12 protein-coding genes are annotated in these 15,269 nt (G+C 71.8%); 4 read left to right on the plus strand and 8 right to left on the minus strand.

Features of this window, described 5'->3' with window-relative positions; all coding sequences use genetic code 11:
- Nucleotides 1-11: 11 nt before the first annotated feature.
- Nucleotides 12-656: an HAD family hydrolase gene (locus tag MTP13_RS16905; RefSeq protein WP_243568812.1), complete on the plus strand. Its 645-nt coding sequence runs from the start codon at nt 12-14 to the stop codon at nt 654-656.
- Nucleotides 657-663: 7 nt separating this feature from the next.
- Here MTP13_RS16905 and MTP13_RS16910 read toward each other — a convergent pair whose 3' ends face one another.
- The 4 genes from MTP13_RS16910 to guaB1 form a co-directional block, all read right to left on the minus strand.
- Entirely contained in the window at nt 664-1,095 is a 432-nt protein-coding gene (locus tag MTP13_RS16910) for a VOC family protein (protein ID WP_243568813.1), read from the minus strand.
- 112 nt (nt 1,096-1,207) lie between these two features.
- Complete coding sequence (locus MTP13_RS16915; protein WP_243568814.1) at nt 1,208-2,245, minus strand: hemolysin family protein; 1,038 nt, start codon at nt 2,243-2,245, stop codon at nt 1,208-1,210.
- Nucleotides 2,242-3,567 carry a hemolysin family protein gene (locus tag MTP13_RS16920; RefSeq protein WP_243568815.1) on the minus strand — a complete coding sequence of 442 codons (1,326 nt, stop codon included), beginning with the start codon at nt 3,565-3,567 and terminating at the stop codon, nt 2,242-2,244. The genes MTP13_RS16915 and MTP13_RS16920 overlap by 4 nt, the downstream gene beginning before the upstream one ends.
- Nucleotides 3,568-3,694: 127 nt before the next feature.
- Complete coding sequence (gene guaB1, locus MTP13_RS16925; RefSeq protein ID WP_243568816.1) at nt 3,695-5,134, minus strand: GMP reductase; 1,440 nt, start codon at nt 5,132-5,134, stop codon at nt 3,695-3,697.
- 146 nt (nt 5,135-5,280) lie between these two features.
- Here guaB1 and MTP13_RS16930 point away from each other — a divergent pair, with 146 nt between their 5' ends.
- Nucleotides 5,281-9,051, plus strand: a complete 3,771-nt coding sequence (locus MTP13_RS16930; RefSeq protein ID WP_243568817.1) for a multifunctional oxoglutarate decarboxylase/oxoglutarate dehydrogenase thiamine pyrophosphate-binding subunit/dihydrolipoyllysine-residue succinyltransferase subunit — start codon at nt 5,281-5,283, stop codon at nt 9,049-9,051.
- A gap of 82 nt (nt 9,052-9,133) precedes the next feature.
- On the opposite strand, the gene MTP13_RS16935 is transcribed toward MTP13_RS16930, so the two are convergent.
- From MTP13_RS16935 to MTP13_RS16945, 3 genes are all read right to left on the minus strand, one after another.
- A complete protein-coding gene (locus MTP13_RS16935) occupies nt 9,134-11,326 on the minus strand; it encodes an MMPL family transporter (RefSeq protein WP_243568818.1) in 2,193 nt (730 codons plus the stop codon).
- Nucleotides 11,327-11,401: 75 nt separating this feature from the next.
- Nucleotides 11,402-11,656, minus strand: a complete 255-nt coding sequence (rsrA, locus tag MTP13_RS16940; RefSeq protein WP_189086324.1) for a mycothiol system anti-sigma-R factor — start codon at nt 11,654-11,656, stop codon at nt 11,402-11,404.
- On the minus strand, nt 11,653-12,276 hold the full coding sequence (locus tag MTP13_RS16945; protein ID WP_189086373.1) for a sigma-70 family RNA polymerase sigma factor: 624 nt from the start codon (nt 12,274-12,276) through the stop codon (nt 11,653-11,655). The genes rsrA and MTP13_RS16945 overlap by 4 nt, the downstream gene beginning before the upstream one ends.
- Nucleotides 12,277-12,387: 111 nt before the next feature.
- On the opposite strand from MTP13_RS16945, the gene aroA reads away from it, so the two are divergent.
- Entirely contained in the window at nt 12,388-13,749 is a 1,362-nt protein-coding gene (gene aroA, locus MTP13_RS16950) for a 3-phosphoshikimate 1-carboxyvinyltransferase (RefSeq protein WP_243568819.1), read from the plus strand.
- Entirely contained in the window at nt 13,746-14,816 is a 1,071-nt protein-coding gene (gene rsgA / locus MTP13_RS16955; RefSeq protein ID WP_243568820.1) for a ribosome small subunit-dependent GTPase A, read from the plus strand. The genes aroA and rsgA overlap by 4 nt, the downstream gene beginning before the upstream one ends.
- Nucleotides 14,817-14,882: 66 nt before the next feature.
- Here rsgA and MTP13_RS16960 read toward each other — a convergent pair whose 3' ends face one another.
- Entirely contained in the window at nt 14,883-15,131 is a 249-nt protein-coding gene (locus tag MTP13_RS16960) for a WhiB family transcriptional regulator (RefSeq protein WP_055859573.1), read from the minus strand.
- Nucleotides 15,132-15,269: the final 138 nt, after the last annotated feature.

The raw sequence follows: 15,269 nt of genomic DNA on the forward strand, positions 1-15,269 counted from the left end.
GGTTGGCCGGGATGACTCCGACAGCCCTCGCCCCCATCGCCCTCTCCCCCGCCGTCGTCGTGTTCGACTACGGCGAGGTGATCTCCCGCGAGCCCGGCGCCGCCGACCGCGCCGCCCTCGTCGCCCGGGCGCGCGTCGCCCCCGAGCAGGAGGACGCGTTCTGGCACGAGTACTGGGCGCACCGCGAGGGCCTCGACCAGGGCACCCTCTCGATCTTCGGCTACTGGTCGGCGGTCGCCGCGGGCCTCGGCACGGAGTTCTCCCCAATCGACGTGCACGAGTTGTGGGCGATCGACCACCGCGGCTGGCTCAGCGTCGATCCGGGCACCCTCGCCGTGCTGCACGCGCTGCAGGCCGGCGGCACCCGCTTGGCCCTGCTGTCGAACGCGGGCGCCGACTTCTCGGGCTGGCTGCGGCACGGCTCCTTCGGTCCGCTGTTCGAGCGGGTCTTCGTGAGCGGCGAGCTCGGGCTCGTGAAGCCGAACGCCGACATCTACGAGCACGTCATCGCCGAGCTCGGCATCGTGCCCGAGGAGTTCCTGTTCATCGACAACCGGGCCGAGAACGTCGAGGGCGCGCGGGCTGCGGGCGGCGACGGGCATGTCTTCACCGACGCCGCCGGTCTCGAGCGCTGGCTCCGCGAGCGCTCGGCCTGAGGCGGAGTCAGCCGGCCGAGTTCCGGGCGCGCAAGCGCTCGACGAGTGCCGCCGACTCCCCGGCCGGCTGGCTCAGCGAGAAGATGTTGCCCTCGCTGTCGCTGAACCAGGCCGCACGCTCGTCGCCGAGCTCGGCGACGCCGTCGACCGTGCTGAGGCCCGGGAGGTCGTACTCGTGGAAGGCCACGCCCGCTGCGCGGAGCGCCGCCATGTCACGGTCGAGGTCGTCGGTGAGCAGATTGAAGGCGGTGTTCTGCGCGGTGCCGGCGAAGCCCGTGCGGTACACCATGACGGGCAGGCCGCCGATCTCGTAGAACAGCGTCTCGCCCTCCGGCTCGCCGCCGATGGGCTCGCGGCCGAGCACCTGCGCCCACCACTGCCTGGCGCGGTCGAGGTCGTGCGCCGGCAGGACCGCCGTCGCCAGGATCGTCTCGAACATGAGTGAACCTCGATTCCTCGGGTCGCGCTCAGTCTACGCCGGAATCGGCACCTGCCGCTGACGCCGAAGGGCGGCCCCGCCTGCGCGGGGCCGCCCTTCGGTCGCGGTGGCGTCAGCCCCGCCTGGTCGCGTCGTGCACCTCGCCGACGAGCTCCTCGATGATGTCCTCGAGGAACACCACGCCCGTCGTCGCCCCCTCCCGGTCGAAGGCGCGGGCGACGTGCGTGCCGAGCCGGCGCATCGTCGACAGCGCGTCCTCGACCTCGGTGCCGTCGAAGACCGAGACGAGCCGCCGCACCCGCTTCGCGGGCAGCGGGTCGTCGAACTCGCCGTCGTCGAGGTCGATGACGTCCTTCAGGTGCACGTAGCCGTCGGGCTCGCCGTCCTCGCCGAGGATGACGTAGCGCGAGAAGCCGTGCTTGGCGACCGCGCGCTCGACGTCCCGCGGGGTGGCCCCGGGCGGCAGGCTGACGAGCGAGTCCATCGGCACCGCGACGTCGGAGACGCGCTTCGTCGTGAACTCGAACGCCGCGCTCAGCGTGCCGCTCGCGTCGTCGAGCACGCCCTCGCGGCGGGACTGGTCGACGATGGTCTGCACCTCGTCGAGCGTGAACGTCGAGTTCGCCTCGTTCTTCGGCTCGACGCCGAAGAGCCGCAGCACCCCGTTCGCCGTCGCGTTCAGCGCCACGATGACGAACTTCAGGAGGCGGGCGATGAACACCAGCGGCGGGGCGAGCAGCAGCACCGCGCGGTCGGGCACCGAGAACGAGAGGTTCTTCGGCACCATTTCGCCGAACACCACGTGCAGGTAGCTCACGAGCACCAGCGTGATGATGAACGCGACCGTGCCGATCACCTCTTCGCTCCAGCCGGTGAGCGCCAGCGGGATCTCGAGCAGGTGGTGGATCGCCGGCTCCGAGACGTTCAGGATCAGCAGCGAGCAGATCGTGATGCCGAGCTGGCTCATCGCGAGCATGAGCGTCGCGTGCTCCATCGCCCAGAGCGCGGTCTTGGCGCTGCGCTTGCCCTGTTCGGCGAGCGGTTCGATCTGCGAGCGCCGCGCCGAGATGACGGCGAATTCGGCGCCCACGAAGAAGGCGTTCGCGAGCAGCAGCACGAACAGCCAGGCGAGTCCGGCCCAGTCGCTCATCGCTCGCCCCCTTCCTCATCGGCCGTGGGGAGCGGGGTCGGGATGAACCTCACCCGGTCGACCCGGCGGCCGTCGAGCCGGCGCACCTCGAGCCGGCCCTCGTCGATCTCGACCTCGTCGCCGACGACGGGCAGGCGCCCGAGGGACGCGGTGATGAACCCGGCCACGGTCTCGTAGTCGCCGTTCTCGGGAACGCGGATGCCGGTGCGCTCCTCGAGCTCGTCGGGGCGCAGGATGCCGGGGAAGCTGATCTCGTCGCCACGGCGCACGATGCCCGCGCGCGTGCGATCGTGCTCGTCGGCGACCTCGCCGACGAGCTCCTCGACGAGGTCCTCGAGCGTCGCGACCCCGGCGGTTCCGCCGTACTCGTCGACGATCACCGCCATCTGGAAGCCGCGCGCCCGCAGCTCGCCGAGGAGCGAGTCGAGCTTCATGGTCTCCGGCACGCGGAGCGCGTCGGACTGCAGCGCCGAGGTCGGCACCTCGCCGCGGCGCTCGCGCGGCACGGCCACCGCCTGCTTGACGTGCACGACGCCGACGATGTCGTCGAGGTTCTCGTCGTACACCGGGAAGCGCGAGTAGCCGGTCTGGCGCGCCAGCTCGATGACCGCCTCCGCCGGCTCGAGGCGCTGCACCGCGGCGAGCCGCGGGCGCGGCGTCATCACGTCGGAGGCGTCGTGGCCCGAGAAGCGCAGCGTGCGGCCGAGCAGCGTCGCCGTGTCCTGCTCGAGCACGCCGGCGCTCGCGGAGCGGCGCACGAGCGAGCTCAGCTCCTCAGCGGAGCGGGCGCCGGAGAGCTCCTCCTTCGGCTCGATGCCGAAGGAGCGGATGACGGCGTTGGCGCTGCCGTTCAGCACCGCGATCGCGGGCCGGAAGACCCAGGTGAACGCGGTCTGGAACGGGATGACGAGCTTCGCCGTGGCGAGCGGGAGCGCGAGCGCGAAGTTCTTCGGCACGAGCTCGCCGACGAGCATCGACAGCAGCGTCGCGATGACGACGGCGGTCGTCGCCCCCACTGGCCGCACGAGCTCCTCCGGGAGCCCGATGCCCGTGAGCGGCCCCGCCAGCAGCGAGGAGATCGCGGGCTCCATCGTGTAACCGGTGAGCAGCGTCGTCAGCGTGATGCCGAGCTGGGCGCTCGAGAGGTGGGTGGAGGTGATCTTCAGCGCCTGGATGGTGAGGCCCAATCGGGTCTCGCCCCTGGCGCGTCGCGCCTCGAGATCGGCGCGATCGAGGTTGACGAGCGCGAACTCGCTCGCAACGAACAAGCCCGTGCCGATCGTGAGAAGCACACCGATGCCGAGCAGGATCCACTCAGACACGGGCACCTCCCCGACGCGTCACGGGCGAGGGTCTATGGCCGGGCGTATTCGCAGAGGGAGGTTCGTCCATGGTGCCGCCAGTATATCGGCGGCGTCCCGCTCCGAGACTGGGAAGCCGCCGCATCCGTCACCAGCTGACCGGCAGCGCCTTGCCCTCTTCGTAGCCTGCCGCGGACTGGATGCCGACGAGCGCACGATCGCGGAACTCGGCGAGCGAGCGCGCCCCCGCGTAGGTGAAGGAGCTGCGCACGCCGGAGGTGATCATGTCGAGCAGATCCTCGAGCGAGGGCCGGAGCGGGTCGAGGTAGATCGCCGACGAGGAGATGCCCTCGGCGAAGAGCTCCTTGCGGGCGAGCTCGTAGGGCGAGAGCCGGTCGAAGCGCTCGCGCACGGCCTTGGTGGAGGCCATCCCCCAGCTCTCCTTGTACAGCCGGCCGTCGGCGTCGGTGCGCAGCACGCCGGGCGCCTCGATCGTACCGGCGAACCAGGAGCCGATCATCACCGAGGCCGCCCCGGCGGCGAGGGCGAGCGCGACGTCGCGCGGGTAGCGCACCCCGCCGTCCGCCCAGACCTTCGCCCCGAGGCCGGCCGCCGCCTCGGCGGTCTCCAGCACGGCGGAGAACTGCGGGCGACCGACGGCGGTCATCATGCGGGTCGTGCACATCGCGCCGGGCCCGACCCCGACCTTCAGCACGTCGGCACCGGCCTCGACGAGATCGGCCACCGCCTGCTCGGTCACGACGTTGCCCGCGACGATGGGCAGCCCCAGCTCGAGGTCGCGCACGCGGCGGACCGCGGCGACCATGCCCTCCTGGTGGCCGTGGGCCGTGTCGAGCACGAGCATGTCGACGCCGGCCGCGGCGAGCGCGCGGGCCTTGGCCTCGACGTCGCCGTTGATGCCGACGGCCGCGGCGACGCGGAGCCGGCCGTCGCCGTCCACGTTGGCCTCGTAGATCGTGCCGCGGAGGGCGCTGCGCCGGCTGAGCGTGCCGACGACCTTGCCGTGCCGGAGCACGGGGGCGAAGTCGAGCTCGGCCTCCACCATGAGGTCGAAGGCGCGGCGCGGGGTGTCGACGTCGTCGGCGTCGAGCGCGGCGCTGCCGCCGTGCACGAGGTCGCCGAGCCGGGCATCGGGGAGCGCCGTCGCGAGGCGCTCGGCCAGGATGCAGCCGCGGAACTCGCCCTGCTCGTCCTCGAGCACGAGGCCGTGGCCGGCGGCGGCGGGCAGAGCCACGAGGGCATCGGCGACGGTCTGATCCGGCGAGAAGCGGTGCGGGATGTCGAAGCTCGCCGATTGGGCCTTGACCCAGCGGATGGATTCTGCAAGGTCCTGCAGGTGCAGATCCTGCGGGAGCACGCCGATGCCGCCGCGGCGGGCGAGCGTCGCGGCGAGGCGCGGCCCCGTGATGGAGTTCATGTTCGCCGAGACGACGGGGATCGAGCCGCCCGATCCGTCGTCCGGGGCGAGCGAGACGTCGAGCCGGCTCGGCACGCCGGAGCGGCTCGGGACGAGGAATACGTCGGAGTACGTCAGATCGTGCGTCGGCGCCGTGCGGTAGAACTCCATGGCTCCCACGGTACTGCCAGGCGCGAGGTCCTCGGCCGGGTCGCAACGGGTTTAGGCTTGGGTGGGTGATCGGGGCGCGGTCGCGAGCGCGGCCGGTCCGATCTCCGCGGAATCCTTTCATCAACGGAGAGAGTGGGCGAGAGGCTGTGTCGAGCCAATTGACCGGGGCGGGTGCCGAAGAGACGGCGTCGGGCGAATTCGGAGCCAACGAATGGCTCGTCGACGAGATGTACGAGAAGTACCTCGCCGACCCTGATTCCGTCGACGAGACCTGGCGGCCGGTGCTGGAGCACTACCACCGCTCGAAGACGGCCGAGAGCGCCGCCGCTGCTCCGGCTCCCGCGGCCGAGACCTCCGCCGCTCCGCCGGCGCCGGCCGCGCAGGCCGCACCGGCGGCTCCCCAACCGGCCAACGGTTCGGCCGACGGCTCGGCCAACGGCGCCGTGCCCACGCCGACCACGCCGACGCCCGTCATCGGGCAGACCCCGGCGGCGCGCACCACCTCCCGGGCGCCGCGCTCCGAGCCGGTCCCGGCCGATGTGCCCGTCACGAGCCCGCAGCCCGTCGTCGCCTCCGAGCGCGAGGACGAGGTCGTGACCCTCAAGGGCATGCCGAAGACGCTCGCGGCCAACATGGACGCCTCGCTCACCGTTCCCACCGCGACGAGCGTGCGCACCGTCCCCGCGAAGCTCATGATCGACAACCGCATCGTGATCAACAACCACCTGCGGCGCACCCGCGGCGGCAAGATCAGCTTCACCCACCTCATCGGCTGGGCGCTGATCCAGGCGCTCAAGGAGTTCCCGAGCCAGAACGTCTACTACGCCGAGGTCGAGGGCAAGCCCTCCCTCGTGAAGCCCGCCCACGTGGGCCTCGGCATCGCCATCGACCTGCCGAAGCCCGACGGCACCCGTGCCCTCCTCGTCCCGGCCATCAAGCGCGCCGAGACGATGACCTTCAACGAGTACCTCGCCGCGTACGAGGACCTCGTCTCGCGGGCGCGCCAGAACAAGCTGAAGGCCGACGACTTCCAGGGCGGAACGATCTCCCTGACGAACCCGGGCGGCATCGGCACCGTGCACTCGGTGCCGCGGCTCATGAAGGGCCAGGGCTGCATCATCGGCGCCGGCGCCCTCGAGTACCCCGCCGAGTTCCAGGGCGCGAGCGAGAAGACGCTCGCGAACCTCGCGATCGGCAAGACGATCACCCTCACCTCGACCTACGACCACCGGGTCATCCAGGGCGCCGGCTCCGGCGAGTTCCTGAAGAAGGTGCACGAGCTGCTGATCGGCCAGCGCGGCTTCTACGAGGGCATCTTCGCCGCGCTCCGGCTGCCGTACGAGCCCATCCAGTGGGCGCCGGACATCGCGGTCGACGTCGCGAGCGCGATCGACAAGACCGCCCGCGTGCAGGAGCTCATCAACGCGTTCCGCGTGCGCGGTCACATGATGGCCGACACCGACCCGCTCGAGTACGTGCAGCGCACGCACCCCGACCTCGACATCGCGAGCCACGGCCTCACCTTCTGGGACCTCGACCGCGAGTTCGTGACCGGCGGCTTCGGCGACCGGCGCAAGGCGCTGCTCCGCGACATCCTGGGCGTCCTGCGCGACTCCTACTGCCGCACCATCGGCATCGAGTTCATGCACATCCAGGACCCCGTGCAGCGCGCCTGGATCCAGAACGAGGTCGAGCGGCCCTACGAGAAGCCGACCCACGACGAGCAGATGCGCATCCTCGGCAAGCTGAACGAGGCCGAGGCGTTCGAGACCTTCCTGCAGACGAAGTACGTCGGCCAGAAGCGCTTCAGCCTCGAGGGCGGCGAGTCGGTGATCGCCCTGCTCGACGAGATCCTCCAGGGCGCGGCGAAGGCCGGCATGGACGAGGTCGCGATCGGCATGGCCCACCGCGGGCGGCTCAACGTGCTCACGAACATCGCCGGCAAGACGTACGGCCAGGTGTTCCGCGAGTTCGAGGGCGCGACCGCCGGCCAGGGCTCCGGCGACGTGAAGTACCACCTGGGCACCGAGGGCACCTTCACCGCCGACGGCGGCCAGCAGATCCCGGTCTCGCTCGCCGCCAACCCCTCGCACCTCGAGGCCGTCGACGGCGTGCTCGAGGGCATCGTGCGCGCGAAGCAGGACCGCAAGCCCATCGGCACCTTCTCGACCCTGCCGATCCTGGTCCACGGCGACGCGGCGATGGCCGGCCAGGGCGTGGTCGTCGAGACCATGCAGATGTCGCAGCTGCGCGGCTACCGCACGGGCGGCACGATCCACGTCAACATCAACAACCAGGTCGGCTTCACCACCGTGCCGGGCGACGCCCGTTCGTCGATCTACTCGACCGACGTGGCGAAGACGATCCAGGCGCCGATCTTCCACGTGAACGGCGACGACCCCGAGGCGGTCGTGCGGGTCGCGGAGCTCGCGTTCCGCTACCGCCAGGAGTTCAAGCGAGACGTCGTCATCGACCTCATCTGCTACCGCCGGCGCGGGCACAACGAGGGCGACGACCCCTCGATGACGCAGCCGCTGATGTACAACCTCATCGAGGCCAAGCGCAGCGTGCGCAAGCTCTACACGGAGGCGCTCGTCGGCCGCGGCGACATCACCGAGGAGGAGTACGAGAACGCGCACCGCGACTTCCAGGACCGCCTCGAGCGCGCCTTCGCGGAGACGCACGCGGCGCAGACCGGCGCGATCCCGGTGATCGGCGCGACCGAGTCCGTCGCCGAACCCGAGCCCGCCAGCGGCGAGCTCGAGACGACCGGCGTCTCCCTCGAGGTCGTGCACGCCGTCGGCGACGCCTTCGGCAACAAGCCCGACGGCTTCACGGTGCACCCGAAGATCCAGCAGCTGCTCACGAAGCGCGTCGACATGAGCCGCAACGGCAAGATCGACTGGGGCTTCGGCGAGCTGCTCGCCTTCGGCTCGCTCCTGCTCGAGGGCACCCCCGTGCGCCTCGCCGGTCAGGACGCGCGCCGCGGCACCTTCGTACAGCGCCACTCGGTCATGCACGACCGGGTGAACGGCCAGGAATGGCTGCCGCTCATGAACCTGGCCGAGAACCAGGGCCGCTTCTACGTCTACGACTCGCTGCTCAGCGAGTACGCGGCGATGGGCTTCGAGTACGGCTACTCGGTGGAGCGCCCCGACACTCTCGTGGCGTGGGAGGCGCAGTTCGGCGACTTCGCGAACGGTGCGCAGACCATCATCGACGAGTTCATCTCCTCGGCCGAGCAGAAGTGGGGCCAGCGCTCGAGCGTCGTGCTCCTGCTGCCGCACGGCTACGAGGGCCAGGGCCCCGACCACTCGAGCGCCCGCATCGAGCGGTACCTCCAGCTCTGCGCCGAGAACAACATGACGGTCGCCCGTCCCTCGACGCCGGCGTCCTACTTCCACCTGCTGCGCCGTCAGGCGTACGCGCGGCCGCGCAAGCCGCTCGTGGTCTTCACCCCGAAGGCGATGCTGCGCCTGCGCGGCGCCACGAGCGAGGTGGCCGACTTCACGCAGGGCCGCTTCGAGCCGGTGATCGACGATGCGCGCATCACCGACAAGGCCGCCGTCAAGCGGGTCGTGTTCCTGTCGGGCAAGCTCTACTACGACCTCGCGGCGGAGCTCGAGAAGTCACCCAACCCCGAGATCGCCCTCGTCCGCCTGGAGCAGCTCTACCCGCTGCCCGCCGGCGAGCTGAAGGCGGTCACCGACTCCTACCCGAACGCCGAGCTGGTGTGGGCGCAGGACGAGCCGGAGAACCAGGGCGCCTGGCCGTACTTCATCATCGAGACGAACAAGCTCGGGCCGCGTCAGGTCCAGGTCATCTCGCGTGCGGCCGCGGCCTCCCCCGCGACCGGCTCGGCGAAGCGGCACGCCGCCGAGCAGAGCGAGCTCGTGCGTCGCGCGCTGAGCGTGTAACTCACGTCTGAAGCGCCGAAGGGGCGCGGATGCCTCGGCATCCGCGCCCCTTCGGCGCTCCCGCGCCCGGGGGCGCGCCCGCTCAGCGCGCCCCGCGGGCGAGCTTCGACGGCCACCAGATGGACCGGCCCAGGTCGTACGCCAGGGCGGGCACGAGCAGGGTGCGCACCAGGAAGGTGTCGAGCAGCACGCCGAACGCGACGATGAAGGAGATCTGCGCGAGGAAGAGGATCGGCAGCACCCCCAGCGCCGCGAACGTCGCCGCGAGCACCAGGCCGGCGGAGGTGATCACCCCGCCGGTGAGCCGGAGTCCGCGCAGCACGCCCTCCCGCGCGCCGAAGCGCAGCGACTCCTCGCGCACCCGCGTCATCAGGAAGATGTTGTAGTCCACTCCGAGGGCGACGAGGAAGACGAAGCCGAAGAGCGGCACGCTCGGGTCGGCGCCCGGGAAGTGGAAGATCCCCTCGAAGACCCAGGCGGACACGCCCAGCGCCGCCGTGTACGAGAGCACGACGCTCGCGATGAGCAGCAGCGGCGCCACGATGGCGCGCAGCAGCAGCATCAGGATGAGCAGGATCGCCGCGAGCACCAGCGGGATGATGAGCGTGCGGTCGGCGATCGCCGCATCGTTCGTGTCGAGGGCGACTGCCGTCGGGCCGCCGACGAGCGCGTCGGACGACACGGCGTCGAGCGCGTCTCGCAGCTCCCGCACGGTCTGCTCGGCGGCCGCGGAGTCCGGGGCGTCGTCGAGGGTCGCCTGCAGCAGGACCCGACCGTCGACGACCGTCGGCTCGGGCGCCGGGGTGCCGGGCGGGCCGAACGCGCCGATGCCGTCGGCCGTCACGGGCGCGGTGCCGGAGGGCGAGTCGGCCGAGACCACCGCGACGCTCGCCACGCCATCCGTCGCGAGGGCGGTGTCGGCCATCGCCTGCAGCTCGTCCTCCGGCCCGACGATCGCCGCCGGCGCCCCGGAGCCGCCCGGGAAGTGCTCGGCGAGCAGTGCCTGCCCGTCGCGCGCCTCGGAGTGCCCCAGCACGAACTCGCTCGACGGCACCCCGTCGGCGTCGAGCCGGGCGAGGCCGAGCGACATGCCGGCGAGGAGCAGCACGGAGAGCACCCAGACGAGGCGCGGCCGCCGACCGACCAGGCGCGCAAGCCCCGCCCAGAGCCCCGTGGCGGGCAGCTCGGGCTCCGCGGGGGCGCCGGGCGCCGAGGCATCCGGTCGGTGCAGCTTGCGCGGCCAGAAGGCCGCCCGGCCCGCCCAGAGCAGCAGCGCCGGCAGCAGGGTGAGGGCGGCGAGGAGCGCCGCGACGATGCCGATGGCCGCGACCGGGCCGAGCGCCTTGTTCGAGTTGAGCTCGCTGAAGAGCAGGATGAGGAGCCCCGCGATGACCGTGCCGCCCGAGGCGACGATCGGCTCCCAGGCGCGGCGGAGCGCGGTCATCGTCGCCGCCCACTTGCCGGGCTCGGACTCGAGCGCCTCGCGGTAGCGCGCGGTGTAGAGCAGCGCATAGTCGGTGGCCGCGCCGATCACGAGGATGAAGAGGATGCCCTGGGTCTGGCCGCTGAGCAGCAGCGCGCCGCTGCGCGCGAGCGAGACGACGGCGAACACCGAGGCGCAGAGCGCCGACAAGCTCGTGAAGAGCACGATGAACGGCAGCAGGAGCGAGCGGTAGACGATCACGAGGATGACGAACACCGCGGCGAGGGCGACGGCGAGCAGCAGACCGTCGATACCGGCGAAGGCGGCCACGAGGTCGGCGGTGAAGCCCGCCGGGCCGGTGACGGCGCTCGTGACGCCGTCGAGCTGGTGCTCGGCGACGAGCTCCCGCACCTGGCCGACGACCTCGTCGACCCCGCCCTCGGCGCCCGAGTCCACCGGGACGACGAACTGCGCCGCGGCACCGTCTTCGGAGGGGATGACCGGCGAGGTCTCCCCCGCGCCGTCGACGCCGGCCATGAGCCCGCGGACGTCGTCGACGTCGGCGAGGGCGGCGGCGTCGAGCTTGGAGCCGTCGTCGCTCGCGTAGACGACGATCGCGGGCACCTCGTCTCCCGTGCGGAAGCTCTCCTGGAGGGCCTGCACTTCGGTCGCCTCGGCGCTCGCGGGCAGGAACTGGGTCTGGTCGTTCGTCTGCACCTCGGAGATGGCGCCGAAGGAGGCGCCGCCGACGCCGAACGCCGCCGTCCACAGGAGGATCAGGACGGCGGGCAGCAGCACGCGGAGCCAGCGGGGCACTCCGGAGCGGACGGGTCGAAGCTCTGCATCGTTCATGATGCTCTCGACGTTAGGCCGCGCGCGCCTTCCGGCGCGTCCATCGAAAGGTTGGCCGCGCGCGGACCGCTCGGCTCAGTCGGCGAAGACGGCGTGCGTCTGGATCTCGCGGATCCGCGTGAGCACGACGGTGCGGAGCTCGTCGGGGGCGCTCTCACGGCACGCCCGCTGCACGACCTCGGTGATGGTGATGCCGACCTTCAGCTCGCCGGAGCACTCGGGGCAGTTCTCCATGTGCGCGCGGATGTCGGCGGCATCCTCGCTGCAGAGCTCGTTGTGCAGGTACTCCTCGAGCTCGGCGCGCGCCTTGTCGCAGCCGCAGTCGTTCATTTCTTGCTCCTGGTGGGGTTGGCCGCCGACTGGATGCCCTGCTCGAGGGCGTAGTCGGCGAGGGACTCGCGAAGCATCCGCCGGCCACGGTGCAGGCGGCTCATCACGGTCCCGATCGGGGTGTTCATCATGTCGGCGATCTCCTGGTAGGAGAAGCCCTCGACGTCCGCGAAGTACACGGCGAGTCGGAAGTCCTCGGGGAGCGCCTGCAGCGCGTCCTTCACGGCGCTGTCGGGCAGGTGGTCGATCGCCTCCGCCTCGGCGGAGCGGCTCGTCGCGGCGGTCGTCGACTCGGCGCCGCCGAGCTGCCAGTCCTCGAGCTCGTCGATCGTGCCCTGGTAGGGCTCCCGCTGCTTCTTGCGGTAGGTATTGATGAAGGTGTTCGTGAGGATGCGGTACAGCCACGCCTTCAAGTTCGTGCCCTGCTTGAACTGCGCGAAGGCGGCGTACGCCTTGACGAAGGTCTCCTGCACGAGGTCCTGCGCGTCGGCGGGGTTCTTCGTCATCCGCAGCGCGGCGGCGTACAGCTGATCGATGAAGGGCAGCGCCTGCTCCTCGAACAGCTCGCCCAGCGGGCGCTCGGCCTCGACCATGGGCTCGTCGATCTCATCACCGGTCATCACCGGCCATCCTAGATCGTCGACCCGCTCGGCCGCCGTCCGTTCCAGCAGTGCGAGGCTCACCTGCACCCTCTCCTCCCGCGCCCGCACGGACGCTACTGTTGATAACCGATGCAGATCACGCCATATTCCGAGCCCGAGTTCGACCCGTACGGCGACGCGCGCCGCACCGAGCCCGACCCGGGCTGGCCCGCGCCCACCGCGAGCCGGCCGCTGCAGGCGACGCTGGCCGTGCCGGGCTCGAAGTCGCTGACGAACCGCGAGCTCGTGCTCGCCGCCCTCGCCGAGGGCCCGTCGGTGCTCCGGGCGCCGCTCTGGTCGCGCGACAGCGAACTGATGGTCGAGGCGCTCTCGGCGCTCGGCGTGGGCTTCGAACGGCTGCCCGGCCGCGGCGGCTTCGGCGACGATCTGCGGGTGACGCCCGCCGAGGAGCTGCTCGGCTCCACCACCGTCGACTGCGGCCTCGCCGGCACCGTCATGCGCTTCGTGCCGCCGGTGGCCGCCCTCGGCCTCGGGCCCACCACCTTCGACGGCGACGAGGCCGCCAGGCGACGCCCGATGTCCGGCGTCATCGACGGCCTGAAGGGCCTCGGCGTCGACCTCGACGACGACCGCCGCGGCACGCTGCCGTTCACCGTGCACGGCACCGGCCGCATCGCGGGCGGCGCCCTCGAGATCGACGCCTCCGCGTCGAGCCAGTTCGTCTCCGGGCTGCTGCTGTCGGCCCCGCGCTTCGAGCAGGGGCTCGACCTCCGGCACACCGGTGAGCGGCTGCCGAGCATGCCGCACATCGAGATGACCGTCGCGGCCCTCGCCCGCCGGGGCGTCGTGGTCCAGTCGCCGGAGCCCGGTCGCTGGATCGTGGCGCCCGGCCCCATCGCCGCCGTCGACGTCGACATCGAGCCGGACCTCTCGAACGCTGCGCCGTTCCTGGCCGCGGCGCTCGTCGCGGGCGGCGAGGTGACGATCACGGGATGGCCCGACGCCACCACGCAGGTCGGCGCCCAGCTCGAGACGCTGCTGCCCCGCTTCGGCGCCACGGTCGAGCGCGCCGGCGACCGGCTCACCGTCCGCGCTCCGGGTGCGGCGGCGGGCGGCATCCGCGCCGTGGAGCTCGACCTCGGCGAGGCGGGCGAGCTCGTGCCGAACCTCGTCGCGATCGCCGCCTTCGCCGACGGCCCGTCGACGTTCACCGGGATCGGCCACATCCGCCACCACGAGACCGACCGGCTCGCCGCGCTCGCGGCCGAGCTGAACGGCCTCGGCGGGCGGGTCACCGAGCTCGAGGACGGTCTGCTGGTCGAGCCGGTCCCGCTGCACGAGGGCGCCTGGCGCGCCTACGCCGACCATCGGATGGCGACGAGCGGCGCGATCGTCGGCCTCGCGGTTCCCGGGGTCGTGATCGACGACATCGCCTCGACCGGCAAGACCCTGCCGCAGTTCCCCGAGCTCTGGGGCGGGCTGCTGCGATGAGCTGGTGGGACGCCGACGACGAGGACGACGAGCCCGAGTTCGACGAGTCCGACGTCCGGGTGCGTCCGAGCCGCCGCGGCAGCAGGCCGCGCACGAAGCAGCGCCCGGAGCACGCCGACGCCGTGCAGGGCCGCGTGCTCGGCGTCGACCGCGGCCGCTACGCGGTCCTACTCGACGAGGGCGGTGCCGACGAGCGCGAGGTGACCGCCGCGCGGGCGCGCGAGCTCAAGCGCAAGTCCGTCGTGACCGGCGACCTCGTCGACGTCGTCGGCGACACGACGGGCGACGAGGGCACGCTCGCCCGGATCGTCAGGATCGGCGAGCGCACGAGCCTGCTACGGCGGAGCGCCGACGACACCGACGCCGTGGAGCGCATCATCGTGGCGAACGCCGATCAGATGCTCGTCGTCGTCGCCGCCGCGAACCCCGAACCGCGCACCAGGCTCGTCGACCGCTATCTGGTCGCCGCCTACGACGCGGGCATCACGCCGCTGCTCTGCATCACGAAGACCGACCTCGCCGATCCCGAGCCGTTCCTGCAGAGCTTCGCCGGCCTCGAGCTGCCGGTCTTCCGCTCCGCTGCCGAGGACATGCCGCTCGACGAGATCCGCGCCGCCCTCGTGGGCCACCGCACGGTCTTCGTCGGGCACTCCGGCGTCGGCAAGTCGACCCTCGTGAACGCGCTGGTGCCGAGCGCGGAGCGTGCCACCGGCCGGGTGAACGACGTCACCGGTCGCGGCCGGCACACCTCGTCCTCGACGGTCTCGCTGCGCCTGGAGGCGGCGGAGGGCGACGGCTGGGTGATCGACACCCCCGGCGTGCGCTCCTTCGGCCTCGGGCACGTCGACCCCGCGAACATCCTGCGCTCGTTCACCGAGCTCGCCGAGATCGCGGAGCGCTGCCCCAGGGGCTGCACCCATCTGCCCGATGCGCCCGACTGCGCGCTCAACGAGGCCGCGGCCGACGGCGAGCTCGACGAGACGGGCGCGGCCAGGCTGGACTCGCTGCAGCGGCTGCTCGAGACGTTCTCGACCGCGCCGGGCGGCGCCGATCGCGGCGGACACTGATCGAGCCGAGCACCGGACGGGGTGGTGTCGTCCGGCCTCGGCTCGATGGAGGTCGTGTCGCGGCGCTCAGCCGGCGCGGCGGGCGCGAGCGGCGCGGCGCTTCAGGGCGCGGCGCTCGTCTTCGCTGAGGCCGCCCCAGACGCCCGAGTCCTGACCGGTCTCGAGGGCGTACTGCAGGCAGATCTCGGTGACCGTGCAACGGGCGCAGACCGCCTTCGCCTTCTCGATCTGGTCGACGGCCGGACCAGTGTTCCCCACCGGGAAGAACAGTTCGGGGTCGGCGGTGAGGCAGGCGGCTTTGTCGCGCCAATCCATGGAGATGCTCCTTGTTGCTACTCGTCGCAGTCACACTCGCGCGCTCTCGCGCGGCCATTTCGTTCGTACGTACTCGCGTGCGCGCGAACTCGGTGGCGGTGTTGCGGGGGGGAAAGCCAAGTCTCGGGAAGTAGGATC

This window comes from Agromyces soli (genome assembly GCF_022811605.1).
GTDB classification, from domain to species: Bacteria; Actinomycetota; Actinomycetes; order Actinomycetales; family Microbacteriaceae; genus Agromyces; species Agromyces soli.

Coding starts and splice junctions, on each gene's coding strand:
- MTP13_RS16905 (WP_243568812.1), top strand. CDS start 12: ATGACTCCGACAGCCCTCGCCCCCATCGCCCTCTCCCCCGCCGTCGTC.
- MTP13_RS16910 (WP_243568813.1), bottom strand. CDS start 1,095: ATGTTCGAGACGATCCTGGCGACGGCGGTCCTGCCGGCGCACGACCTC.
- MTP13_RS16915 (WP_243568814.1), bottom strand. CDS start 2,245: ATGAGCGACTGGGCCGGACTCGCCTGGCTGTTCGTGCTGCTGCTCGCG.
- guaB1 (WP_243568816.1), bottom strand. CDS start 5,134: ATGGAGTTCTACCGCACGGCGCCGACGCACGATCTGACGTACTCCGAC.
- MTP13_RS16935 (WP_243568818.1), bottom strand. CDS start 11,326: ATGAACGATGCAGAGCTTCGACCCGTCCGCTCCGGAGTGCCCCGCTGG.
- rsrA (WP_189086324.1), bottom strand. CDS start 11,656: ATGAACGACTGCGGCTGCGACAAGGCGCGCGCCGAGCTCGAGGAGTAC.
- MTP13_RS16945 (WP_189086373.1), bottom strand. CDS start 12,276: ATGACCGGTGATGAGATCGACGAGCCCATGGTCGAGGCCGAGCGCCCG.
- aroA (WP_243568819.1), top strand. CDS start 12,388: ATGCAGATCACGCCATATTCCGAGCCCGAGTTCGACCCGTACGGCGAC.
- rsgA (WP_243568820.1), top strand. CDS start 13,746: ATGAGCTGGTGGGACGCCGACGACGAGGACGACGAGCCCGAGTTCGAC.
- MTP13_RS16960 (WP_055859573.1), bottom strand. CDS start 15,131: ATGGATTGGCGCGACAAAGCCGCCTGCCTCACCGCCGACCCCGAACTG.